This window comes from Salinimicrobium sp. TH3 (assembly GCF_026676115.1).
GTDB lineage: Bacteria > Bacteroidota > Bacteroidia > Flavobacteriales > Flavobacteriaceae > Salinimicrobium.
On the sequence record NZ_JAPONB010000006.1, the window covers coordinates 51,211 to 76,089 of the forward strand.

The 24,879-nt window shown below is 39.1% G+C and carries 20 protein-coding genes; 18 read left to right on the forward strand and 2 right to left on the reverse strand.

The features are described 5' to 3' along the window. The first annotated feature begins 82 nt into the window (after positions 1-82). The 4 genes from OU683_RS10595 to OU683_RS10610 all read left to right on the forward strand — a co-directional run bounded on the left by OU683_RS10595 (position 83) and on the right by OU683_RS10610 (position 5,528). Positions 83-2,203 (forward strand): prolyl oligopeptidase family serine peptidase, encoded by a 2,121-nt coding sequence (locus tag OU683_RS10595; protein WP_268138029.1) that lies wholly within the window; start codon positions 83-85, stop codon positions 2,201-2,203. Positions 2,204-2,598: 395 nt separating this feature from the next. After that, positions 2,599-2,823 (forward strand): hypothetical protein, encoded by a 225-nt coding sequence (locus tag OU683_RS10600; RefSeq protein WP_268138031.1) that lies wholly within the window; start codon positions 2,599-2,601, stop codon positions 2,821-2,823. A 181-nt stretch (positions 2,824-3,004) separates the two neighbouring features. Further along, entirely contained in the window at positions 3,005-4,324 is a 1,320-nt protein-coding gene (locus OU683_RS10605) for a paraquat-inducible protein A (RefSeq protein WP_268138033.1), read from the forward strand. A 109-nt stretch (positions 4,325-4,433) separates the two neighbouring features. Continuing rightward, positions 4,434-5,528, forward strand: a complete 1,095-nt coding sequence (locus OU683_RS10610) for a sensor histidine kinase (protein ID WP_268138036.1) — start codon at positions 4,434-4,436, stop codon at positions 5,526-5,528. A 173-nt stretch (positions 5,529-5,701) separates the two neighbouring features. Here OU683_RS10610 and OU683_RS10615 read toward each other — a convergent pair whose 3' ends face one another. Further along, a complete protein-coding gene (locus OU683_RS10615; RefSeq protein ID WP_268138038.1) occupies positions 5,702-6,214 on the reverse strand; it encodes a DUF2141 domain-containing protein in 513 nt (170 codons plus the stop codon). Between the two features lie 309 nt (positions 6,215-6,523). Further along, a complete protein-coding gene (gene rsgA, locus OU683_RS10620) occupies positions 6,524-7,588 on the reverse strand; it encodes a ribosome small subunit-dependent GTPase A (RefSeq protein WP_268138040.1) in 1,065 nt (354 codons plus the stop codon). A gap of 549 nt (positions 7,589-8,137) precedes the next feature. On the opposite strand from rsgA, the gene OU683_RS10625 reads away from it, so the two are divergent. The 14 genes from OU683_RS10625 (at position 8,138) to OU683_RS10685 (ending at position 24,080) form a co-directional block, all read left to right on the forward strand. Then, entirely contained in the window at positions 8,138-8,878 is a 741-nt protein-coding gene (locus OU683_RS10625) for an SDR family oxidoreductase (RefSeq protein WP_268138042.1), read from the forward strand. A gap of 30 nt (positions 8,879-8,908) precedes the next feature. Beyond that, positions 8,909-10,300, forward strand: coding sequence for an NAD-dependent succinate-semialdehyde dehydrogenase (locus OU683_RS10630; RefSeq protein ID WP_268138044.1), 1,392 nt, complete (start codon positions 8,909-8,911; stop codon positions 10,298-10,300). A 616-nt stretch (positions 10,301-10,916) separates the two neighbouring features. Further along, the gene (locus OU683_RS10635; protein WP_491731100.1) at positions 10,917-11,279 is read left to right on the forward strand and encodes a DoxX family protein; all 363 of its coding nucleotides are present in this window, start codon (positions 10,917-10,919) and stop codon (positions 11,277-11,279) included. Between the two features lie 3 nt (positions 11,280-11,282). Then, complete coding sequence (locus OU683_RS10640; RefSeq protein ID WP_268138048.1) at positions 11,283-11,750, forward strand: MarR family winged helix-turn-helix transcriptional regulator; 468 nt, start codon at positions 11,283-11,285, stop codon at positions 11,748-11,750. A 14-nt stretch (positions 11,751-11,764) separates the two neighbouring features. Continuing rightward, positions 11,765-12,766: an NADP-dependent oxidoreductase gene (locus OU683_RS10645; RefSeq protein WP_268138049.1), complete on the forward strand. Its 1,002-nt coding sequence runs from the start codon at positions 11,765-11,767 to the stop codon at positions 12,764-12,766. Between the two features lie 33 nt (positions 12,767-12,799). Beyond that, positions 12,800-12,943: an NAD(P)H-binding protein gene (locus OU683_RS16565; RefSeq protein ID WP_326493547.1), complete on the forward strand. Its 144-nt coding sequence runs from the start codon at positions 12,800-12,802 to the stop codon at positions 12,941-12,943. Continuing rightward, entirely contained in the window at positions 12,927-13,430 is a 504-nt protein-coding gene (locus tag OU683_RS10650) for an NAD(P)H-binding protein (protein WP_442800852.1), read from the forward strand. The genes OU683_RS16565 and OU683_RS10650 overlap by 17 nt, the downstream gene beginning before the upstream one ends. 389 nt (positions 13,431-13,819) lie before the next feature. Further along, the gene (locus tag OU683_RS10655) at positions 13,820-15,709 is read left to right on the forward strand and encodes a histidine kinase dimerization/phosphoacceptor domain -containing protein (protein ID WP_268138051.1); all 1,890 of its coding nucleotides are present in this window, start codon (positions 13,820-13,822) and stop codon (positions 15,707-15,709) included. Between the two features lie 364 nt (positions 15,710-16,073). Beyond that, entirely contained in the window at positions 16,074-16,811 is a 738-nt protein-coding gene (locus OU683_RS10660; RefSeq protein WP_268138053.1) for a hypothetical protein, read from the forward strand. Positions 16,812-17,415: 604 nt separating this feature from the next. After that, positions 17,416-17,682, forward strand: a complete 267-nt coding sequence (locus tag OU683_RS10665) for a hypothetical protein (RefSeq protein ID WP_268138055.1) — start codon at positions 17,416-17,418, stop codon at positions 17,680-17,682. Between the two features lie 30 nt (positions 17,683-17,712). Beyond that, on the forward strand, positions 17,713-18,147 hold the full coding sequence (locus OU683_RS10670) for a hypothetical protein (RefSeq protein WP_268138056.1): 435 nt from the start codon (positions 17,713-17,715) through the stop codon (positions 18,145-18,147). Positions 18,148-18,350: 203 nt separating this feature from the next. After that, entirely contained in the window at positions 18,351-22,562 is a 4,212-nt protein-coding gene (locus tag OU683_RS10675) for an AAA family ATPase (RefSeq protein WP_268138057.1), read from the forward strand. Positions 22,563-22,565: 3 nt separating this feature from the next. Then, positions 22,566-23,222 carry a response regulator transcription factor gene (locus tag OU683_RS10680; RefSeq protein WP_268138059.1) on the forward strand — a complete coding sequence of 219 codons (657 nt, stop codon included), beginning with the start codon at positions 22,566-22,568 and terminating at the stop codon, positions 23,220-23,222. Between the two features lie 363 nt (positions 23,223-23,585). Then, positions 23,586-24,080 carry a hypothetical protein gene (locus OU683_RS10685; RefSeq protein WP_268138061.1) on the forward strand — a complete coding sequence of 165 codons (495 nt, stop codon included), beginning with the start codon at positions 23,586-23,588 and terminating at the stop codon, positions 24,078-24,080. Positions 24,081-24,879 lie beyond the last annotated feature (799 nt).

A 24,879-nucleotide genomic window follows, 5' to 3' on the forward strand; every position in this document is an offset into this window, starting at 1 on the left:
TTTCAGGGATTGTACTTTACGGCTGAAGTAAATAATTTAGAAGGCAAATTAATTTATCAAACCATTTTTAAACTTCTCTGTTATGAATTTAAAAATACCTTTCAGCAGCCTCATTTTGGTTGGTCTTGTGGGATATTCCCAGCAAAATTCAGAACCTCCTCTTACACAAAAAAATCCGGACACCTTATTCTTTGCCGGAAATATGGTCATTGATAATTATACCTATTTAGAAGACTACAAGGAACCTGAAGTGGCCGAATGGTATAAAGCACAGGCAGATTACGCTAACTCCCTGTTGGATAAGATTTCGGGTCAGGAACTCATACTTAAAGAATTTTCAAATATTGAGCAGGTAATGTCACCAAATTTAAGTCAGGTACAGCGGCTGGATAACGGCTCCTATTTTTTTCTCAGGTTAGAACCGGATGGGAGGCCAGAGAGGGCATTTATAAAGCCAGACCATAAGGAAACGGCTACTGTGTTGTTCGATCCTCTCACATACAAGCCCGAAACCGGCTATTATATCAGTAGAATTGCTCCCAGCCCTAAAGGCACTAAACTCGCTGTTATTCTTTATCCCAATGCAGGACAGGAAGATGGGGAACTGCTTATTTTAGATCTGGAGAAATCTGAAAATGTGGTTGATACGCTTTATGACGTTCCAGGTCAACCAATTTCCTGGATTGACGAAAATTCCTTTTATGTTAGCAGGTCCCGTGGACAAGAGGAGTTAAATAAAGAGGTTTTTCTTCACCAACTGGAGGATCCGGAAAATGATAAACTGATTTTTTCTGCCAAAAAATTTCCCGAGTTGAACATTATGCCTGAAGAAAATCCTCATGTGGTCTTTTATCCCGAGCAGAATCTAACTATTGCGAATGTTTATACGACTCTCGGTCACTTTAAAACATTTGTAAAAGATAAGGAGCAATGGAAACCTTTAACTTCTATTGATGATGTGGTAACGAGGATAGAAGTAACCAAAGATGGCATCTACTATAAAAGCGGAAAAAATGCCCCCAGGTTCAGGATCCTTAAATTATCTTTGAAACAACCGGCAATTAAGGATGCTGTAGAAGTGGTCGCCGAGCCAGAAAGCGGAAATATAACCGATTTCGCTCCCGTAGCAGAAGGTGTGTTTTATGTGATTAAAGAAAATGGAGTTCAAAGTAGTTTGTTTTTTAAGCAAATGGATGATGAAAAAATCCAAAAGATCGAATTACCTGTTTTCCCTGCCAATATTGAGGTGAAAGCAATAAAAAATGCTCAAGAGATAGAAATGGCTGTCTCGGGATGGACAACTCCGGGTTTGAGATATATATTTAATTATAACACCAACAAATTCAAAGATTTGGGGCTTGTGGAACATAAGAGCATTCCGGAACTTGAAAATCTAATTGTAGAGGAAGTTTTAATTCCTTCACATGATCAAACCCTGGTTCCCGTTTCCTTGATCTATAGTGATAAAATAAAAAAGGACTCGAAGAACATAGTACTCATGTCAGTCTATGGGGCTTACGGTCAAAATAATGGCCCCGATTACATCCCTCAGCTCATGGCTCTCACTAACCTGGGTCTGATCATTGCATTTCCGCACGTTCGTGGAGGAGGTGAATTAGGAGAAGGCTGGCATAAGGCAGGCCAGAAGGAATTAAAGTATAATACCTGGAAAGATGTGATTGCAAGTGCAGAATATTTAATTGAGAACGGCTATACCACCGCTGAAAAAATCATTCTTCAGGGAGGAAGCGCGGGAGGTATTGCTGCAGGAATGGCCATGAATGAAAGGCCAAATCTTTTTGGCGCTGTGATAAATGAAGTGGGAGCGGTTAGCTTAATGAATAAATATGAAGTTCCCACCGCCAAAATCAATAATCATGAATTTGGGGATGTCAACGTTCCTCAGGAATTTGAAATCGTAAAAGCTATGAATGCGTTTACTCATCTTAAGGAAGGTACAGCATATCCATCCACCCTTGTTTATGCAGGATATAACGACCCCCGAATTCTTCCCTATATGCCCGGAAAGTATTTTGCTAAATTACAGCATTCAAATACTTCAGATAACCCCATCATTTTTGTAGTGGATTTTTCCCAGGGTCATGGGCCGGCGACCTATGATGAATTTAAGAAGATATTCGCCAGAAACCTTTCTTTCGCTTTGTGGCAGACAGGGCACCCGGAATTCAGTCTTAAGAATTAAAAGTTGAAGTGATACGGAAAAACAGGAAGCAGGTGATTTTATGCTGGAAATACTAACTAATTTTCTCACTCCGGATCGCCTCCTACCCTGATCCACTATAACCTTCAACAATTGAAACGAGACTGGAAGTAAGACTCAACAGGAATAACATCTGTACATTTTATGAAGCCTCCAAAGGTGTATACGACGACTCCAAAGTTTCCATACATTCATTTAAACCCTGGTGGTGCCGTAACTTCGTCTGCGGCAGTAGTTGGGTTCTTGATAAGTTGCTGCGGCAACCAAAGTACGCTGCGTAAAGAATCTTATCTATATTATTCCCAAATCTCTGCCAAAATAAATTGGACAGCGATAAATAGCTATACCTTCACTCCTTAAATACCTAAATCAGGATCATGAAATTCAAAATGTTAGTTGCAGTACTTTCCTTCGGGATTTTCTTTTTTACCTCTTGTACAGAAACAGTAAAAGAGACGACTGTAATAAAGGAAACAGAAACAGAAACAAAAAACGAAACCCCAAGTGAGGAAGGTATTCTGGAACGCACAGCCAAAAAAGTAGACGCGGAAGTAAATCAAGAGATCGATAAAGAGATCGAAAAGATTGGTAACGATAATTAAAACTCCGTTCCTCATATTTAAAGCTCCTCGCTCCTTTAGAAACGAGGAGCTTTTTTTTTAATATTTTATGTAAGCCGCAGGGAAGTTGAAGCTTAAGAAAGAGAAAATGTCAATGACACCTGTATCTACTTGCAAGAGCCCGGTAAGCCACCTTTTATTATCACTATAAATTCCAACCTCCATGTCCAGGATCTTTCAGAAATTCCTTGTAATTCTTTTCGCAGGTGCTTTACTGCTACTCGCGGGTTGGAGCAGCTATTCCATTTTTAAGTACTCTTCAGAAGCAGCAGAAATCAAAAGAGATTACAGCGAGCTAAACAGTATCACTCACGGAATAATGTCGGTTAACATCTGGCGGGACCACCTTACTACCATGGTTCTAAACCGGATCGATGAATTCGAGTTTACAGAAGCCCAGGAGGATACCCTGGTTCACCAGGTTGAAAATATACTTACGGCCGGCATTGATAAGGGAGCAGATATTCTGGATCAAAAACAGAAAGGAATTAAAGCCAAACTTCAAAAATTCGCGGTAAAGACACTGGTTCCTGAAGATAAAATAAGGGCTCTTGTCCCCATGTTCGCACAGATCATCGTCAATGAAATTCAAAAGCCTGAAAATAAAGAGGCATTGAAATATGTTATCAAGAGCAAATTACAGGAATACAGCGACCTCACTCATGATGATTCCCGGGTAGCAACCCTGAAAATAAAGGCCCTTCTGGATAAATATGAGGTTGAAGATCTTGCCGGATTCAATGAGAAAATTCCGCAGAAAATAATTCACCTGGAAGATCAAACCTATTTTCACACCTATATTTTATTGGGAATTATTGGGGCATTCCTTCTCCTGTGGTGGCTGTTGAGAAGACAAAAAGCCGTACACACCCCGCTTTTTATTATTTCGGTCCTGGTTTCCCTGGTGGTGCTGTTTTCGGGTCTTACCGCACCAATGATCGAAATAGATGCCCGTTTTCAACAGGTTAGTTTTCTACTGATTGGGGAAAGTATCACATTTAATGACCAGGTTATCTTCTTTCAAAGCAAGAGCATCCTGGACGTCATAGGAATTCTCTTCAATAACGGAAAGGCCGACTCCTACCTGGTAGGGATTCTTATCCTTGTTTTCAGCATTATTTTTCCGGTAGCCAAATTACTGGCTACACAAATCTACCTGGGTGGAAATGATAAGATAAGAAAGAACAGGATCCTCAAATTCTTCGCTTTTAAATCGGGAAAATGGAGTATGGCCGATGTTTATGTCATTGCGATCTTTATGGCTTATATAGGTTTTCAGGGAATACTGGATAATCAGCTTTCATTGCTTAATATGGAAACTGATTCCCTCGTGAGTATTTCCACCAATAAAACCTCTTTACAACCCGGGTTTCTTATTTTCATTGTTTTCGTACTCTTTAGTTTGATCCTTTCTACCATTCTTAAAAGGATCACCTCTTTGGAAAATAAGATCATAAAGCAGGAAAAGCAAATACCTGTCTAAGGTTTTGATCTTCAGAAGAAAAGATTCTGTAATAAGCTTCCATAATAAAATATTGGTATCTTATTTAGACCTATCTTTAAAAAATCTTAAAAAAATCATATTTCCCCCTATGTCTGTAGTATTTAATAAAAGTAAAACCCCAACTAATCATAAGAAAAATCAGGATCTTGAAAATTACTTTGCCAATACAATAATTCCGCAGCTTTTCATCGATGGAAATCTTATCCTGAAGAAATTCACCCCTCCTGCGATGAAGCAGTTCTCTCTTACAGATGCGGATGTGAACAGGGACATTCATGACGTGAAAGAAAATTTTCGTTTTCCCACCCTTATCGAAAATATTGAAGAAGTGATCCAAACCGGGGAAATCCTTGAGAAGGAGGTTCAAACAACAGACGGGAAATGGTACCAGATGAATATTCTTCCATACAGAGTTTTTGAGGAGAACAGGAACGATGGGGTAATTGTAACTTTTGTAGAAATTACTAAAAGAATTAGGGCTATAGGAGAACTTGAGAAGTTAAATTCTGAATATCATACCCTAATAGACGCTCTTTCGCACGATATACGGCAGCCGCTTTCGGCTATTGTACTGCTTTCTGATGCTTTATTGAATGCTTATAAGACACAGAATACGCCTCAGTTCGAAAAATATATAGCTACACTAAAGGCCAGCTCCAATGCCATGAGAGATCTGTTAAAAGATTTTATAACCGTAAGTGAAGATCAACCCGAACTTGAGGGAGAAACGGTTAGGGTAAATATTGAGAACATAGCGCAGGATGTGATTATTTCTTTAAAATCGGAAATCTTTAATAAAGGTATTTCAATAACTACAGATTTTCAGACTTCGGAAATAATCTTCTCAAGAAATAATTTACGAAGTATCTTATATAACCTGCTGCGAAACTCCATTAAATACAAGAAGGCCGGGAAACCATTAAAGATCCACATATCTACCGTTAAAATGGATGATCACGTAGTCTTACAGGTAAAGGACAATGGCATTGGAATTGCCCTGGAGCATCAGCAGGCTATCTTCCATAAATCCACCAGGGTTTCCCACAACATTGAAGGCACAGGGATGGGGCTTTATATCATCAAACGAATGGTGGAAAATAACGGCGGAAGTATTAAGGTGGAAAGCCAACTTGGGCAAGGTTCGACCTTTTCCGTTTATTTCTCTGTAAATACTGACAGGTAAATGAGTTCTGTCTATAGACCTCCAAAAATTCACATTTTTGAGGGGTATATAGTGAATTGAAATTCACTGGTTCCCGATACAAATTTCATCCTGCTAAGGCAGAATGAAATTCACTCGAACATTGTCTATTATTCTTTCTTCCCAAAACTTTTCTGCCGTCAAGAGCAAAGATTTTAATACTTGAGTTTAATGGACATTTGAAGATCTCCTCCATCATATAAAAATTCAGCGTCAGAAAACGAAGGGGCACTCAAGGCTGCTTTGGCACCACTGGAAAAAGCATAACCTTCCCTGGGTATACCTAACCAATTCTTGTCTAATTTTCCGTTGTAATTTTCATCATGAATCACGGCAATGGCATATTTACCTGGTTTGATATCTGAAAATTTAAAACTGGCAACTTTTCCTCTTATTTGTGTTATCATGATTTTGGATGCAAATTCCAGGAATTTATCGGGGAAGCCTTCGGGGGATTCAAAGATAGCACAGGCAATAACTCCGGTATTGTTACCGATATTATCAATTTTTACGTTAATAGACGCACATTCTGCCTGGCCATAACCAGTTAATGGGAATAACATAAAACTTAGAGCCAGCCAAAAGGCAGCTATAAACCGGCCGGAAATCAGAGACTTCTGCCTGTCATTTTTAGAAAACAGAGTATACATTGTTATTTTATAATACATTAACTACCAGTAATTTAAATATATCCTCAATGAAATACAAGTCCAAAAAAATAAATAACAGTTGATTTTTCTACTCACCAGTCCCAGAATCTTATGCCCTTTTTTTCTTCCTGATGCTTGAGCAAAAGTCCAGTCCTGGCTAATCCAGACCGTTGTTTCCACTCATTAAGTTTTGTCATTGTCCTGGAAGAGTGATTTCAAATATCAAGGGCAAATGATCTGGAAAAGTGATAGTGTACCATGAGTGACCATAACCGCAACATTCTTTTTTGCCCTGGAAACCGGCCGATCCGCGTTTATGGCTTCAGATTAGTGCTTTTTGTATTTACTTTTTTTGTAATTCTTTATCATTTTCCCGAAATCCTTGTCTTTCTTACGTTTTTCAGTAACTGTTGATTCAAAGTGTTCCTTTTCGCGTTCCATTTTCAAGAAGTTTTCGTAAGAGGACTTGTCTATTTTGCCATTTTCAACAGCCTTTAAAACTGCACAGTCTGCTTCAACAGTATGGGTACAATTTTTAAACTTACAGTCTTTGGCCAGTTCAGTTATTGAGTTGAATGTCATTTCTAATCCATCCTTAGAATCGGCAATTCCAACTTCTCTCATTCCCGGATTGTCTATTAGAAGTCCGCCATTTTCGAGAACTAATAGTTCACGGTGACTTGTAACGTGTCGCCCTTTATGGGTACTTGCACTTATCGTATCGGTTTTCATCAACTGTTTCCCTGATAAGTTGTTCAATAAAGTAGATTTTCCTACTCCCGATGAGCCTAATAAACAATAGGTTTTACCTTTTTCAATATTCTCTTTGAGCTTTTCAAATCCTTTTCGGGACTCATTGCTTACAGGGATTACCGGTACTTTTTTTATCCTTTCCCGAACTTTACCAACCAGGTCTGATAATTCACTCCCATTTATCAAATCAATTTTATTAAGAATGATAATTGGTTTTACGTTGGATGCATGGCAAATGGTTAAATATCTTTCAAATCTGTTAATGTTGAATTCCCTGTCAACAGCCTGAACAATAAAGGCATAATCAATATTTGTGGCTATAATTTGCTTTTCTCCCTGCTTGCCCACGGCTTGTCTTTCAATAATTGTTTTTCTCGGGAAGACGGAATGAATAAGTACTTTATTGTCGTCATATTCAGAAATTGCGACCCAGTCACCAACTGCAGGGAAATCAGACCTGGAATGCGCAGAAAAACGGAGGTTTCCAATTATTTCACCTTCGTATTCTTTTTCAGGGGTTTTCACAACATACCTTTCTTTATGTTCTGAGATAACCCGCGCCACTCCTAAAGAATCAAGATTTTGGTCCTTTCTGAAGTTTTCTAATGCTACATTATATCCCAAATCCTCGAGTGTCATTTCTTTTCTCTTTTTTAAACACAACCTATCCCGTTAAGCCAAGTATTTGGACATTGCCGGAAAAAATTCTTACATACGGTTCTCTCTTCTTACCAAAAGCATAATATTCATCTCTGTGATAAATTCTAGTGCCGGGAATTTATTAGAGCTATACACCACAATATCAGATATTAATCATTCCTAATTTACGCAAATATTTAGCAAAAAATGCGGACTAACTTCTATCCTCTTCCCCAACGTGCATAATTCAGAACGATTTAAAATATCAGGATCTTATTGGTGTGGTAAGTAGCAGTTTGCCGCCTTAAAAAAGCTTCGTAATCTTCCAATCTGCTTATTTGAGTTTCAGCATCACTTATAATTTTTGAAGATCAGACTAATGAATTTGAAACGTTTAAAAAATTTGCACTTAAACAAATATTAAAATAAAGACAATTAGGAATTTCCCTGTTCCATTCTCTTGTAAATGAATTACTTTGGGGATATCGAAAAAATTTAAAGTTTAGAAACACGCTAAAAATAAATTTTGTAACCCAATAAAAACATAAGATGGACTTAAAAAACAAAGTAGTAATAATAACCGGAGCTTCCAGTGGAATAGGAAAGGCAACGGCAATGAAGTTGGCTAGTGAAGGGGCCTCTGTGGTATTGTGTGCCAGAAGTGAAGATGAACTAAAGAAATTAAAAGATAAAATAGAAAAGGATGGCGGAAGGGCATTGGTTGTAAAAACGGATGTAACGAAACCTGCCGATTTTGAAAATGCTGTTTCTCAAGCCCTTGAAAAATATGGGACCGTCGATGTCCTTATCAATAACGCAGGACTCATGCCCCTCTCCTACATCGAAAAACTCAAGACCGATGAGTGGGAGAAGATGGTTGATGTCAACATTAAAGGCGTACTCAACGGAGTGGCAGCCGTATTGCCCACACTGCGTAAGAATAAAAGCGGACACATTATAAATATATCTTCCTCGGCAGCGCACAATTACTTCCCCGGTGGGGCGGTGTATTGCGCCACTAAGATAGCCGTAAAAATGTTTTCTGAAGGATTAAGAAAAGAATTGGCACCGCAATATGGAATAAACGTCACATCCATAGAGCCGGGTGCAGTAGATACAAGCCTGTTTGAAACCATCACCGACGAGGACATTAAGGAGCAACTGAAAGGAATGAAAGGGATGACCACCCTGGAAGCTGAAGATATCGCCAATGCCATTTTCTACGCCTTAATTCAGCCAGACAGGGTAAACATCAACGATGTGTACATCATGCCAACAGAACAAGGATGATCATTATTAACACCGAAAAAACCTAAAAAAATGAGTGAAGAAGGAAAAAGAAAAGCAAAAGAGACGATCAACCCAGCAACGGGTAAGAAGCTCGATCGCTATGAATACATGACGAACGAAGAGGTAAAGGCGGCCATTTCAAAATGCCAAAAAGCATTTGAGAAGTGGAGGGATGTCTCTCCCGAAGACCGGGCTCAAGTCATCAAAGGCATCGGAAAAGCATTAACGAAGTCCAAAACGGAGTTGGCGCAATTGATGACCGATGAGATGGGAAAGACTTTAGAGCAAAGTAAGCAGGAAGTGGATTTATGCGTGGCCATTTGTGAATATACCGCTGAAATTGGACCGAAGGAGTTGAAAACCGAGGAACGGGATATGGTAAATGGACAAAAAGGCCGCGTTTCTTATGCTCCCATTGGGATAGTATATGGCATCCAGCCCTGGAATTACCCGTGCTACCAGGTAGTGCGTTACTCCATAGCCAGCCTGATGGCAGGTAACGGGGTTTTATTAAAGCACGCCTCAAATGTGACCGGTTCCGGGAAACTGCTGGAGTGTATTTACAACGAGGCCGATATCCCGGATGGCTTGTTTACCACTTTGATGATTAATCACGATCAGTCTGATGAGGTGATAAAAAATAAATTGGTACGGGGAGTAACGCTCACCGGGAGTCCTGACGCGGGAAGAAACATCGGACAGAAAGCCACCGCTGAGTTGAAGAAAACAGTCCTGGAATTAGGTGCCAATGATGCTTATTTGGTTTTTGACGATGCAGATATTGACCTGGCAGTAGAAGAATGTGTTAAAGGTCGTATTTACAACAATGGGGAAACATGTATTGCGGCGAAGCGCTTCATCGTTACCGAAAAAGTATACGAAGAGTTTCGGGAGAAATTCGTGAAGACTATGAGTGAAGTCAAAATGGGTGACCCTAATAAGGAAAGCACTCAGTTGGGTCCCATAGCACGCAAAGATCTCCGAGAAGATCTTCACGAACAAGTAGTGAAAAGCGTTGAGAAAGGAGCCAGGATTGTTTGCGGAGGGAAAATTCCGGATGGGGAAGGATTTTTCTATCCTGCCACCGTACTGGAAAATGTACAGCCAGGACAGCCTGCTTACGAAGATGAACTTTTTGGCCCGGTAGCTTCATTGATCAAAGCCAGGGATAACGAAGATGCCATGCGCATCGCTAACGACAGCCGATTTGGACTGGGTGGAGGAATCTTCTCCAAAGATGAAGACGCTGCCTTCAAAATGGCAGAGAAGCACTTTGATACCGGAATGGTGTTTATTAATTCCTTCGGCCTGGCCGATCCAGCCATTCCATTCGGTGGGGTGAAAAATTCGGGCTATGGACGGGAACACGGTGGATTCGGATTGAAAGAATTCGTAAACATTAAAGGCATCATGAAAAGATAAAATATTTTGGCTGGCAATTTAAAAATGGTAAGCTCTCTGGAGCTTACCATTTTTCTTTTTAATCATCTTCAGTTCCGATTTTCAAACTTCAGAAATTACCTTCTCAAGAAATAATTTAAGAAGTATCTTATATGTCTAGGAATAATATTTAGGATGAGTCTGTATTTCGCCCCTTCAGGGCTTTCTCAACCTGTCCTTTTTATTCGTCCCGCTTCACGGGATGTTCACGTAGTTCTCCCCTTCAGAACTTTTTCACTCTGTCCTTTTTATTCCTCTCGCTTCACGGGATGTTAGTAGAGTTTACCCCTTCAGGGCTTTCTCACTCCGGGCGAGCAACTGAAAACTCAAATCAGGTTGACAATCGTATATTTTTATATACATGCCCTGCTTAATAAGACACCCCCCTCTCCTGCTCTCTAATCTTTCAAGAATAGATTTCCTACCCTGACTTTACGTCAAACGTTAAACCTATTCTAATCCTACTTCCAGAACCTTATACATTTTCTATATTTGCATCGCACACGACATAATCGTGTTTACTAATAATTGAGGCTTGAAGAATTTTATTGAAACATCTACCCTACAAAAGGTTTTTAGAATCCTGCTCGCAGTTTTTATGATCTATGCAGGTTTTAGTCACTTAACCTTTAACCGGATCGAATTTCAAAGTCAGGTGCCAAACTGGGTGCCAATGAGTAAGGATCTTGTGGTCATACTTTCGGGGATTGTAGAAATGATCCTGGGTCTTACACTCCTATTCTGGAAAAAACAGCGCGTTAATATTGGATGGTTACTCGCCCTTTTTTTCGTACTGATTTTTCCGGGAAATGTTGCCCAGTACTTAGAAGGTAAAAATGGCTTTGGCGTACTGGACACAGACAGGGCAAGACTCATCAGGTTATTCTTTCAACCGGTACTAATCGCTTGGGCACTATGGTCCAGCGGTGCCTGGAAAGCCTGGAGAATTTCAAAAAAGTAGCATATGGGAAAGGAAAAACAACTCAAGCTTGAAAATCAGATCTGTTTTCCCCTCTATTCGGTTTCCAGATTGATCACCAAAGCATACAAGCCTTACCTGGAGCAACTGGGGATCACTTATCCGCAGTATTTGGTGTTACTGGTTTTATGGGAAGAGAAAACGCTGTCTGTAAATAAGATAGGCCGAAAATTATTACTTAACACCAATACTCTTTCTCCCCTTATAAAAAGAATGGAGAAAAATGAATTGCTAACGCGAACCAGATCTATGGATGATGAGCGAACTGTATTAGTGAGCCTGACGGAAAAAGGTCTAAGCCTAAAAGATAAGGCTGCCCATATTCCGCAAGATCTGTTGAATTTATTACTTAATGAAGACGTGAAACTTTCAGATGTGATCCTGTTGAAAAAAACACTGGACTCCTGGATCAATATCCTTTCTAGGGATTCTGAAAGCATGAATGATAAATAAAAAAAATAAAATTTATGAAAGCATTACAAATTACAAAATACGGAGAATTAAAGGACAGCCTTAAATTTGCGGAAGTAGATAAACCCCAAATTTCAGATTCTGAGTGCCTTATCGCGGTAAAAGCTGCTGCCCTCAATCCAATTGATTATAAAATTGCCCAGGGTTACCTGAAGGATATGCTTAAGCTTGATCTACCTGCAGGGATTGGTTACGATGTAAGTGGTGAGGTAGTCGAAGTAGGTTCAGGGGTTAAGGATTTTAAAGTAGGAGACGAAGTTTTTAGTAGGGTTCCGCAGGAGTATATGGGGACGGTAGCCGAATTTGTTGCCGTAGACAGCAAAGTGGTTGCCCATAAACCTGAAAATGTGTCGTTTGAAGAAGCCGCTTCCCTGCCTCTAACCGGCCTTACCGCTATTCAGGCTTTAGAGAAAGTCAATCTGAAAAAAGATGACCGAATTCTAATCCATGCAGGTTCCGGCGGGGTGGGCAGCTTTGCAGTGCAATATGCCAAAGCCAAAGGCGCGATTGTTTATACTACCACCAGCAGCACCAACCTTGACTGGGTGAAAGCTCTGGGTGCAGATCGTGTGATAGATTATAAGAACGAGGATTATAAAGAAGTGGCCAATAACCTGGATATCGTTTTCGATACTTTGGGTGATGACTATACTTTTGAAGCTTTTAAAATCATTAAAGAAGGCGGACGGATTACAACCATAGTTGGTCCACCCGATGCTGAATCGGCCAAACAAATGGGTATTGAGAATTACGAAATACCCGAAAATCTGAATAAGCTTATCGAAGAAAAATCGGCTAAATACAGGCACACCTGGATGCAACCAAATGCAAAGCAACTAAAAGAGATCAAAGCAATGGTAGAGGATCGTACAATCAGACCAATTATAGATCTTATTTACTCTTATGAAGATGCCGTAAAAGCATTTGAATATTTGGCTACCGGAAGAGCTCAGGGAAAAGTAATTGTAAGCCTGGCTGAAACCTTCGAAAATCAATAATTAGTTTAATTATCAATTTGAAAAAGAAAAATTATGAATAAGGAAAATGTATTAGTAGCAGGTGCCAACGGTACCACGGGAAGAATCATCATTGATCTTTTAAAGAAATCAAACAACTATAATCCTGTCGCGATGGTTCGCAAAAAGGAACAGGTGGAAGATTTCGAAAAAAAATAATGTAACTGCAATACTTGCAGATCTCGAAGAAGATCTCGACAATACTACCAAAAATGTTCAGAAAGTGATCTTTGCGGCCGGTTCTAAAGGAAAGAATCTTAAGGGTGTAGACCAGGAAGGTGCTAAAAAACTTACGGATGCGGCAAAAAAATCAGGTGCTTCGAAATTTGTGATGTTAAGTTCCATGGGCGCAGATGATCCTTCGGTAAGTGAAGAAATGCAGGATTACCTGCAAGCCAAGCACAATGCAGATGAACATTTAAAGTCCAGCGGCATGGATTACAGTATTGTTAGGCCGGGATCATTGACCAATAATGAAGGATCTGGTAAAATCAAGCTGTCAAAGAAATTTGATGAATTCGGAGAAATTGCACGAGCAGACGTAGCTAAAACATTAGTCGAAGTATTGGATAATAAAGTTCGTCACAACGAGGTTTTCGAAATCCTTTCAGGAGATACTGAAATTGAGAAAGCAGTGCGATCATAATTGAACCAAATTTTAACTTGTGATCTTTTAATGATTTTCAAGATTTAACTGAATTATTAATGTGAATAAAAAGAGCTGAACTTAAACATTCAGCTCTTTTTTTTATTTGTGTTTCAAGCACTTATAAAATTGTCATACGATTTCTTATAAGGATTGTCGTATATTTCCAGTACTAGAATATTTATTGTCCCCTCGGATTATTTAGTGGTATGTACAAAATATTTTCAGCCATAACACTGGTTTGGATTGGTTCGGGATTCTGCTTTTCACAGCATCAAATTCCGGACGTCAACCAGCCAATAGATTCGAGTCTTATCTTAACGCGCTCTAACAAAACTTCCGCAGAGAATTTTCCCCAAATAAAAAATAATCCAAAAACTGCAGTTGAAATGAGCCTTGCCCAGGACCTTTCTTCTAAAGAAGTTGCTGATTTGAGTAGAGCTTACCAGGACAAGGCATTGTGGTTTAAAGAAATGCCCCATTTTAACCGGGACAGTACTGTTTTTTATTTTGATAAAGCTGCGTTACTACTCCAGAATAGCCGGCCCCTACAATATGAACGTTTGGCTTATTTGTACCGTGACATCACAGATAGAGCAAACAGATCTCATAACTTTAATGTAGTGGACTCCCTTGCACCCATAGGTTGGGCTTATTATGAAAAAATACCGAAAAACAGAAAAGATAAGATTTTGGGTTATGACTTATTGACAAATTGGGCGTTGATAAAAATTATAAGAGGAGAACCAAAACAGGGGCTTGAACTTTTTGTAAAAGCACTGGATTTGCTCAAAGATGATCCCCGACCTGAAATTCAGCTTAAGATATTGAAAGATAAGGGTAGATTCTATTATCAATATGGCTTGCCTGAAGAAGAAGAAATAGCTATTCAATACATAAAACAAAGTATTAATGGCTATCAGAATTCAAATTATCGGGAAAAGAAAGAGGCTCTCGTCACTGCTTACAAAGTATTGGCTTATTATTTTGAAGATTCATACCCCGATTCGACTGACTATTATATGAACCAGTTCAAAGAGCTGTTGCCCCAACTCACCAATCCCTTCCATCATACCTGGTACTATTACTCAATGGGCAGTAACCTAATTAACAGGGGGAAATATGAAGAAGCAAAATCTTATCTTATCAAAACCATACAATTATTAGAAGAATATGACCTTACTACCATTGATACTTATCAATTTGCACATTCCCGAATAGGGGACATTGCCAAGGCGGAAGGCAATTATGATGAAGCAATTGCCTATTATGAAAAAGCCAGAAATTCATCAATTGCCATTAATACTAAAGCAAATACGGCATATTTTATCAAGAAATTATTCAGTATTTATGAGCTCAAAGGAGATTATAAGACTGCTCTTGAATACTACATTAAGTGGTCTGAAGCTAACAATATCATAGAATTAGAAAGAAACGAAAGAAGTCTTCGCGAAAGTATGTTAAACGTGAATTTGACCGAACAAGAAAAAGAGCTTGCTGCAAAGAAGCAACAACAAACTATTTATGTTGTTGCCTTAATTATTGGTGCATTATTGCTCGGATTATTATATGGTAATTACAGGCTTAAACAAAAGAGTAATGAGAAGCTAAAAATATTAAATGGAGAGTTAGCCGATAAAAATGTGTTGCTTGATCAACGCAATGCAGAAAACGAACTGCTTCTCAAAGAAATACATCATCGTGTCAAGAACAATTTAGAAATGGTTAAAAGTCTAATTGCCTTACAATCGGCTCAAATTGATGACCCGGCAACAAAAGAGGCCATGATTGCCAGTCAAAACCGGGTGCAATCGATGGGGATAATTCATCAAAAATTATATCAAGGGACAAATCTTGGAAGTATTGAAATGAAGGATTACTTCATCAACCTGAGCGAAGGCATACTCGACAGCTTCAATGCCGAAGAGCGGGTGAAAATTGAGTGCGCTATGGATAAACTGGAACTCGATGTGGATACTGCCGTTCCTATTGGCCTTATTGTAAACGAGCTGCTTACCAATGCCATTAAATATGCATTTCCAGAACAGCAACAGGGCGCTATCAATATAAGTATGGAAAAGGACAGAGATCAAAATATAAAACTGGAGGTGAAAGATAATGGGGTTGGAAAAACAGCAGGTCTTGCTCCCAAAGGTACCGGATTTGGTTCGCAACTAATACATTTACTTACCCGGCAACTTAATGGGAAGATGAAGGAATACAGTGAAAAAGGAACTCGTGTGGAATTTTATTTTGTGCTCAAAAAGAGCCTGTCATAAAGGTAAGTATCAACATATTTTATCTGAAAGTGAAATATTCATTGCTTTGCTCATTTCTCTGCCATTAGAAGAACCGGGCACGAAGTTTCTGTCCTTGTTCACCAATACAATTTCAAATTCCTTTCTTAAATCCCAGAAGTAGCTATCTGCCATATGGAAATTAGCATGAAAACAATTTCTATAAAAAGGTCCTTAAAAGAGGAGCTGCTAAAGTGTCTACAAACCATGTGATGCCTTTGTTTATTATTTTCCCTTTCCCGGACAGTAATTCGGTGCCTTCGTCCTATATCATTTTTATATTTAGCTGATTCACAGTTATTTACACCTATGTAAGCAAATTTAATAATCCCTAAAACGAAATATTATGAGAACAATTAAAATTTTTATTGCCACAGTGATCATTTCAATTTTCGGAATGGGTGTGCTTTCTTCACAAAATGGAGGAAGTGAAATTCTCCATACAACTGAAATTACAGTTAAACAAGGACACAATGCCCGGTTTATAGAAGGTGTGAAAAAATGGAAGGAATGTTACCTCAAACATAATGGGAAGGAGAAATGGAGCATGTGGGGGAGACAACAGGGAATAGGCCGGGTTTATATCATGACCGGGCTAAATTCAAGTTGGGCCGAAATGGAGAAGAAAGATGAGGTAGATAATGAATGCTATGTAGCACTACTGAATCATATTCTGCCTCACATTGAAAAAGTAAGTTCCAGAGTAGCTACCACTATGCCAGAAGTGAGCAGAAGCAGGCCCGAGGAGACAATATACATCTGGGTGACCTATTACAAAGTTCGTAACGAGAGCAGTTTTAAAAATGTAATAACTCAGGTAACCGAGGCTATAAAGGAGAAAGAAGGCTTTCCACGTGGTCTTTGGTTCAATTTTCAACTTGGGGCACCCGATACTCCAAATTTTATGGTTGTTGAACCCTACAAAGGATATGCTGACATCGATATTAAAAGAGATAATCTGGCAAAGATCTATGCCGACGCTGTAGGAGAAGAAAAAGCCAGTAAATTATGGGACCTATGGTATGAGACCATAGATGAAAGATGGTCTTATATCTATAAACTTAATCCTGAAATGAGTAATTGATTTAGACCATGCACGAAAAATATCTTTTTTAGTGGTATTAATTTAGGTGTCGGTCTATTCCCCAAATTTTCAGGGGTTTACCCGTTACAAATCACATCAAAACCTTCAGGATTTTCTGAAGATTTTTTCTTTTATAAGTCATTTTCCTTTTGTGAATTACCATCCAAATATTGGCGCCAATTGAAAAAAACCAATTACACGGTTAATGGTAAAACATTTTAAAATATTCAAAAATGATATTTTTGGAAGGCGTTCGGGAAGCTTTTGGCTGTTTCCATTCTTTTATTTCTGAATCAAACTAATTTAACAATAACAACTACCTAAGAGTAATGGCTTTAGGTGACAAGAATTTTACTTACGATATTATTATTTGTTTCAGCTTTTCTTTCACCAGGTCTATTCTTTCCTACAGCATTAGAAGACTGTGAGCCAGTAAAATTTTATCTAATAATCCTTTCAATATAATCTTCACATTTTTTTCTAATAAATACCATGAACTAGGTAGATAAAACCCGTCTAAAAGGGTATTTCCTAAAACCTATTTCGGTTACACCTTTGTACTATACAATTCTTCTATTTGACATAGAATCAAAACCTGAGGATCATGAATGCAGTAAACACCTTTTTTGAATACTTTGGAGGAGAGAGAATCACCCGCATTTTCAGGACCTACTGGATGATATTACTTATAATTAAGCAAGTGATGTTCTCTCTTTTCACAGCCGAACCCTTAACAGAGTCTGCTATTATGGAGCATAGAGCCACATTAGGCATTGACATGAACGCTTTGAACATAGGTGAAGAAGGGTTTTATGGATCCCATGCGGTTGGGGTCCTTTCAACTCTTTCACAGTTGGACGCAGAAAAGTAGGCTTTTAACCTCATCCCCATAACTACAAAAATGAAACAATTCAGTTTTCAGGAAAAAATGCTGGCAGAGAATGAAGACTACAGCCTTTCCTGTAATCCTTCAGGAACAATTCTTTACCAGGAGCATTTTAGAGTCCATGATTTAACCAAACCCGAACTAAAGCAAATACTGAACACCATTTCTTCCGGCAGCTTTAAGGCATATCTTATAAAGGTAAATAATGGAAATATATTCCCTCCAGAAGATTTGGCCTGGATAGAAAAATTCAATCTTTTAAGGTTGTTCAAAGCCGGGATTTCAAAAGTTGCATACGTCTCCCCAAAAAATCTCTTTAGCAGCCTTGAAATGGAAAAGGAGATCAAACCCGGAAAGATCTTTAGAATTAGAATATTTAAAAGGACCAAGGACGCCGCACAATGGCTGGAACAAAGCCTGCAAAAAGAAGTTTTTTATCCTGAAGGTTGAGAAAATAAAACGGGCATTTCGAAGCTGTTTTACTACTTCATGCTTCAAACCATCAAGAAATACTTACTTTTTTTACAAATACTTACCTGCCAAATAGTATCTGAAATTTTTTTTTAAGACATTAATTTCGTTTAGGTTTTTAGATTATTTTTAATTCTTCATCCCCTAAACAACTATGAATCAGGAACTCTTTAATTGAGGATATGGCGGGTCCACTGGAAAAAATGTCCACTGCGGTTTCCGAACCCATTTTTGGACGGGAAAAAGAATTAAAAGCAATTTCTGAAGCCTTAATGGACTCGCACACGTTGGGTACTTCTTTACTTGTTATTGAAGGAGCGGGTGGAATTGGCAAAACTACCTTAATTAAACGGGCTCTTGAAAACTATGGTGACCCCAGATGCTTCAAACTCTATGGAAAATTTGAGAACCACCGGGAGAATACTCCGTATTCAGCCTTTAAGCAGGCCTTCTCCTCATGGGCACAGCAAATCCTGCTCTTGCCAGATGAAGAGTACGATTCCTTAAAAGACAATGCCACCTCTGCCCTGCAAACAAATGTCACAGCAATTACAGATATCTTCGAGGAACTGGAGGTATTCTTCAGCCGAAAATACCTTCTAAGAAGCAGCTTTGAAACACAGCCACATCAACTCAAGGCCAGATTCTTTTATTTTCTGAAGAAATTCTTCAGAAGCATTACCGGGAAAGGGTATAAGGTCATTATATTTCTTGATGACCTGCAATGGAGTGACCGGGCATCTTACCTCCTATTGGAAGAGCTATTGAACAGCAAGGATATTCCCGGTCTTCAGTTCATTACCGCGGCAAGGCCTGCCCTGGAAAAAAAGAAACAGAAATCTTCTGAATACCGGACTTTCAAGAATCTAAGGAATGTCAATTTTATCTCATTAAAGCCCCTGTCGCGCACTTCTGTTAAAAAAATGGTGCCTGGGCACTGGAATTTTTCAAAACAGCATCTGGAAGAATTTCAAAATTATTTATGGCTGGAGAGTAGCGGTAATCCCTTTCGCATAAGAGAGATCATCAGGATCATTGAAAGAGATAGTCTTAACGGCACCAAAGTGCAGGATCCTTTATTTTGGGAAAGCCTGCCCAAATTAGGAAGTCAAAAGGATACAGTGGCTTTCATCCAAAGGCAGCTGCGAGACCTGCCGTTCCATCGGTTGCAGGTATTAGCATCTGCCACCTGCCTGGGTTATTCTTTTAATTCAGCTTTATTGAAAAAGATTTTAAATCTGCCCGAAAGCGATACAACAGCACACCTGCGGCACCTAACCAAGATGGAACTTCTTATTAGAAAAAGAAACGTTTTTGTTTTTACCCACGATACGATTTTTTCTGCTGCCAATTCACTGCTTTCCAATTTCGAAAAGTGCGACATTCATTACAGAACAGGTCGTTATTTGCTTGACCAAATGGAAACCTACGATGGCAGGGAATTTTTGAATGCCGTTAACCACCTCAACAAGGCCAAGGAACTTGCAGGTTCAAAATCAACCTTTACAAATGAGCAAATCCTTCTAAATTTACAGGCAGGGAACATAGCTATAAAGAATACAGCTTTTGAAATGGCTCACAAATATTTTGCTACTGCAGAAGGTCTTTTTTCTCAAAATCCCTCCAATATATCACTCGTTGATCCCCGGCTTATTGAGGTCTTTAAGGAGGTAGTACTTGACAAAGAAACCATCCTCTTCTCCATCTACCACGGCTATGCTCAAACTTCTTTCCTGCTTCAGGATCTCGAAGCAGCTCTAGATTACGTGCAGCATATTTTAAACCAGAATTGCACAGGACATCAACTCCTAAAGGCAACCCTTATAAAGATGATGATCTGCTCTGCGCTTGTACACCAAAAGAATGTTCCCCACATACTTGTTGATTGTATTGCCAGTCTTGAACAGGCACTATCCCGCTACGGGATCTGCATTCCCGAGGACAGGGAAACGATAAAAGAAGAAAGCGCCGGGGATTGCCACTTGCTTATTAAAAAAGCTGCGCGTTTGGAAAGACAGGTAGATTTCACGAAGCTGATCAATCCGGACAAGGAGTATCAGGACCTGATGAACCTCGTGACCACCTCTTTGACTTTATTGTATTATGCAGATCCATATAAGAGTTTGTACATGGTAACAAAAACGCTGCTCCTTAATCTGGAGAAAGGATTTGCTCCCGTAACCCCTGTACTTTTTTCGGCAAGCTTTTTTACGGGTTTTATAAGTGAGGAAAACCGAAACCTGGCTCATTTCCTGGGGAAATTATCTCTTAAAATGATCGAAAAAGATCCTTTTAAGAGGTATTCTTATATGGTTCATTATGTCGCAGCTCTTAATTTCATGACCTGGGAGCTTCACTACAAATTTTGTATCGATAAGTTAGAGGAGAGCTCCAGGCAGGCTATTGAAGCTGGAGATCCTCATTACGCCTCCTTTTGTCAAACCATTATTCGTATTAAGAACAGCTATCGGGGGAAGAATCTGGCCCAGCACATTGAAGATTGTGCAAAGCTTGAGAGCTATCATGTATTTTTCATTAGAGACACAGATAATGTCCTTGTTTCTTATCTCACAGGAGACACACCCGGTTTTTCCTCCGGAAATTTCCGGTTTTCCGAAGAAATTTTGACAGAATCAGAGCATAACCCTACCAGCAGGTATAACCTTCTCCTGGCCCTGGAGAAATTAAATTATATAGCAGGTTTTACAGATGCCGCAGTTTCAGCAGGGGAGGAATGTGATAGTTTGGAATTTGTAGGCAAAGGATATCAAATAGAACTTGAGCACTTTTTCTTCTATTCCTTAAGCCTACTTCGGGTAGCATATACCAATCCAGCCATGCTGCCTCAGGTTTTGGAAAAAATTAGACCTATGCTCGGGGAACTACAACGGCTCTCGGCTTTTAAAAGCGGAAATTTCCTTCACAAGGTTTATCTTCTCGAAGCCGAAATTGCGAAATGCAAAGCAGATTTTGAACAGGCGACCTTGTTCTATGACCTGGCCATTGAAGAGGCAGAAGAACAGGAATTCATCCATCACGCTGGAATTGCTGCCGAAAGGGCTTTTGAATATTATAGGGATAAGAACAGGAACAAGCAGGCAAAAAATTACTTTAAGAAAAGCCTTAAATTTTATAAAGACTGGGGGGCTGCAGCCAAGGTCAAACAACTTATGGAATTAAATCCCTCATTCTACAGCGATAGAATCGCGTTAGAAAGTTCTCAACAGTCGTCGGGGTTTATTGAAACCGTTCGCAATATTATTGGGCAAACTACCCCCGGAAGAAAAATCTCTTTAGCAGAACTGGCAGAATACCTCCTTTCTCTCCTGCTAAAAGAAAAAATGGCAAAAAAGGCTGCCATTATCATTTGTGACCAAAATACCTGGAAAGTAATAGCATTTATGCCCGATGGAAGATCAACAATAAATAGATCCCTTAAGACATTACAAGACCAATTGCCTTTGAGCGTATTGAACTACAGCATAAAAAAAGGAGAAAGAATGTTTTTAGGCGATATTTCAAGAGATCCACTGTTTGCTGCAGATCCTTACCTGCAAAAGGAGCAAATTATAAACCTCTCCGTTTTTCCTATAAGCCAAAGCCATCAAACTGCAGGTTTACTTTACCTGGAAAATTCTCCCGATTTATCTGAGGCTGAAAGAGACGAGTTCCTCCTAATTTTGGAGCTGGTTTCTTCTAAACTTGCAACTAAGATCTATTATGACAACAATGATGCTTTAAACAGAGAACTTAAACTCCAGGAGAAAAACAGGATTGAAGCGGTCATTGAGTCTCAGGAAAACGAGAGACAGCGAATAGCCCGGGACCTTCATGACAGCCTTGGGCAGACCCTTGCTTTGAGTAAGATCAATCTCTCCCGCCTTCATCCTGACAGTCTCGAATTGGAGCATAGAATTCTTATAGATCAGGTCATGAATCTCATTGATGAAGGTTGCACAGATGTAAGGATGATCTCGCATAATCTAATGCCACCCGATCTTGATAACAAAAGTTTAAAAGAAATTTTGGAAAACCTTATTGAAAAGAACAGGCAGTCCCGTAAGATCGAATACAGCTTTAGGTCCTATGGCAGCGGAGATGACATATCGGTAGCCGGGAAGTACACACTTTACCGTGTGCTCCAGGAGATCCTGCAAAATATTATTAAGCATGCTTCTGCAAGTAGTGTAACCATCAGTTTAACCACCAACAATGAATTTGTAAACCTCCTGGTGGAAGATAATGGGAAGGGATTTGATACGAATCTTACAGGCCTTGGCCTGGGATTGAAAAATATTCACTCACGTATTAAATTGTTAAACGGTCATTTAGATATTGACTCCTCGATCAATAATGGAACTAACTTCAACATAAGCATTCCAACAAAGGTTTAAAAAATGGGAAATATTAAGATTATTCTGGCAGACGATCATCAAATGTTCCTGGACGGCCTCGCCTCTCTCCTGTCCCAGTTACAGGATGTAGAGGTCATAGCTACAGCCAACAGCGGCAGGGAAGTAATGGAAAAACTTACCGGCCTTTCACCACACCTTGTTATAGTAGATATTAATATGCCGGTTATGAATGGATTGGAAACCACGCAAGAGATCAAAGCAAGATACCCGCAAATAAAAGTTCTTGGCCTTACCATGGAAAACGATCTTCACCTGGTTAAAGCTATGCTGGAAGCCGGAGCTTCGGGATACATTCTTAAGAACACAGGCAAAACCGAGCTGGAACTTGCCTTAAGGCAGGTCATGAAAGGAGAACCTTACCTAAGCCAGACAATAAGTAATCAATTGGCACAGAATCTTCTCCGCAATTTTCAGCAAAAGAATGAATTTGAAGATCCTTTAAGGAGTCTTACCGAGAGAGAACTGGAGATCCTGAAGTTGATCGCCCTGGAGCATTCAAATACCGAGATTGCCGATCTACTCTTTATTAGTCCTAAAACCGTGGAAACGCATAGGAAAAACCTCATGAGAAAGATAGAGGTTAAAAATTCTCTGGGAGTATACAAATTCGCCGTAAAACATAAACTTCTTGAAGAATAGCAAGAGGGCTGCTTAAAGAATAAGAAACCAGGATCTACATTAATCAATTATCCTAACTATTCCTCCTCAAAGTGGAATTAGGGGGAATTGAACGAAAGAGACTTTTAGGAAAGACTCTTTTCTTGCTGCATTTAATAATCGTCGACTTTTTTATATACCTGATTGATGGTATATGCTTCTCTTAAAAATACCTCAGTTAGGGTATATAAAACCCTGCTGAAAGGGTATTTCTTGGCCCCGGTTCCTGCCCCATCTTTGTATTGTAGAATTAAATCAACCAGTACATTGAGAAATAACTGTAAGTGACGAAATTCTTAGAATCAAATAAAGAAACAAATCATCAACAATTAAAAACCAAAAACAATGAAAAAATTATTCTTATCAGCAGTTGTTACTCTTTTCACCATGAGTGCCGTTTACAGTCAACAAGGGAATTTTAGCATCGGTATCAATGGAGGAATTCCTGTAGGAGACATCGAAGAATTTGCCACCTTCAATCTTGGAGGAGAGGTGGCTTACAGGTTTGGAATTTCGGAGCAATTCGAGGCCGGGGCATTAGTAGGATACTCTCATTTCTTCGGGGATTCGGGAGAAGATGAATTTGGAAGCTGGGAGGTAGAAGATTTTCAGTTCCTCCCATTGGCAGCTTCAGCACGTTTTAATATGGAATCATTTTTTGCAGGAGCCGATGTTGGATACGCAGTGGGAGTTAATGAAGACAACGAAGGCGGATTTTACTACAAACCTCATGTGGGGATGAACTTCGGAAAAATTGGTGTTCTTGCCTCCTATTCAGGAATTAGCCGGGACAGCTTTACTGTTTCATCTGTGAACCTGGGGATTGAGTACAAATTGTAAAAATTGACGAAATTGTCTTAAAGAATTCAGTCTTTTCAACCTTTTATTGGACCCGCCTGCCGGTTTAAACCAAACCTGGAAAAGGAAATTAAAAAGGCTTTAAGGCAACTTTTTCCAGGAACAGGATACATCAGGTTTAGAAGCCACACAATTTTATGACACAAAACGAAAATTAATAGTACGTAAGCGCAGCGATAACAAAGAAAACATCAAATATTCTTACTACTAAAACCATCAAGGCAATAAAAAGCCCTTCTCAATCACGAAGGGCTTTTACTTATAAGAAGCGACAGGTAAAAGTTTCATTTTTTCTGTTAACATGCTGAGAAAAAGGTTTCTACCAGAGGAGTTACAATCTTACTGCAACTTTCCATAATAACGGCGGCTGATAAAGATTTTTGTTTGCGAAATCAGCCTTTTGATTAAACACACGAAAAATACAAGAACTGAAAAATTCATCCTCCGGTTCACTTAACTCACACAAAGATGCAGCAAAGATCCTGCAGCAGATGACCAGGGAAGAAAAGTTTCAAACAGAATCCTATTAAATCAAAAAGATTTTTTTTACCTCAACTTTTTTTCCGGTAAAGGTCATGGAAGCTGAATCTCATACAAAAATCAAATTCAAAAGAAAGTTTAGAAGAGAGGTATTTCCGAAAATATATTGAGTTCCATTTCCTTTTACAATGCTCAATTTTCTAATTATGAGAGCCATTTTTATTATCAAGAATGCTCCCGCTTAGATCAAAATATTATCGGGATTAAAAAGTATTACAATTTTATATTGTTTAAATTTAAG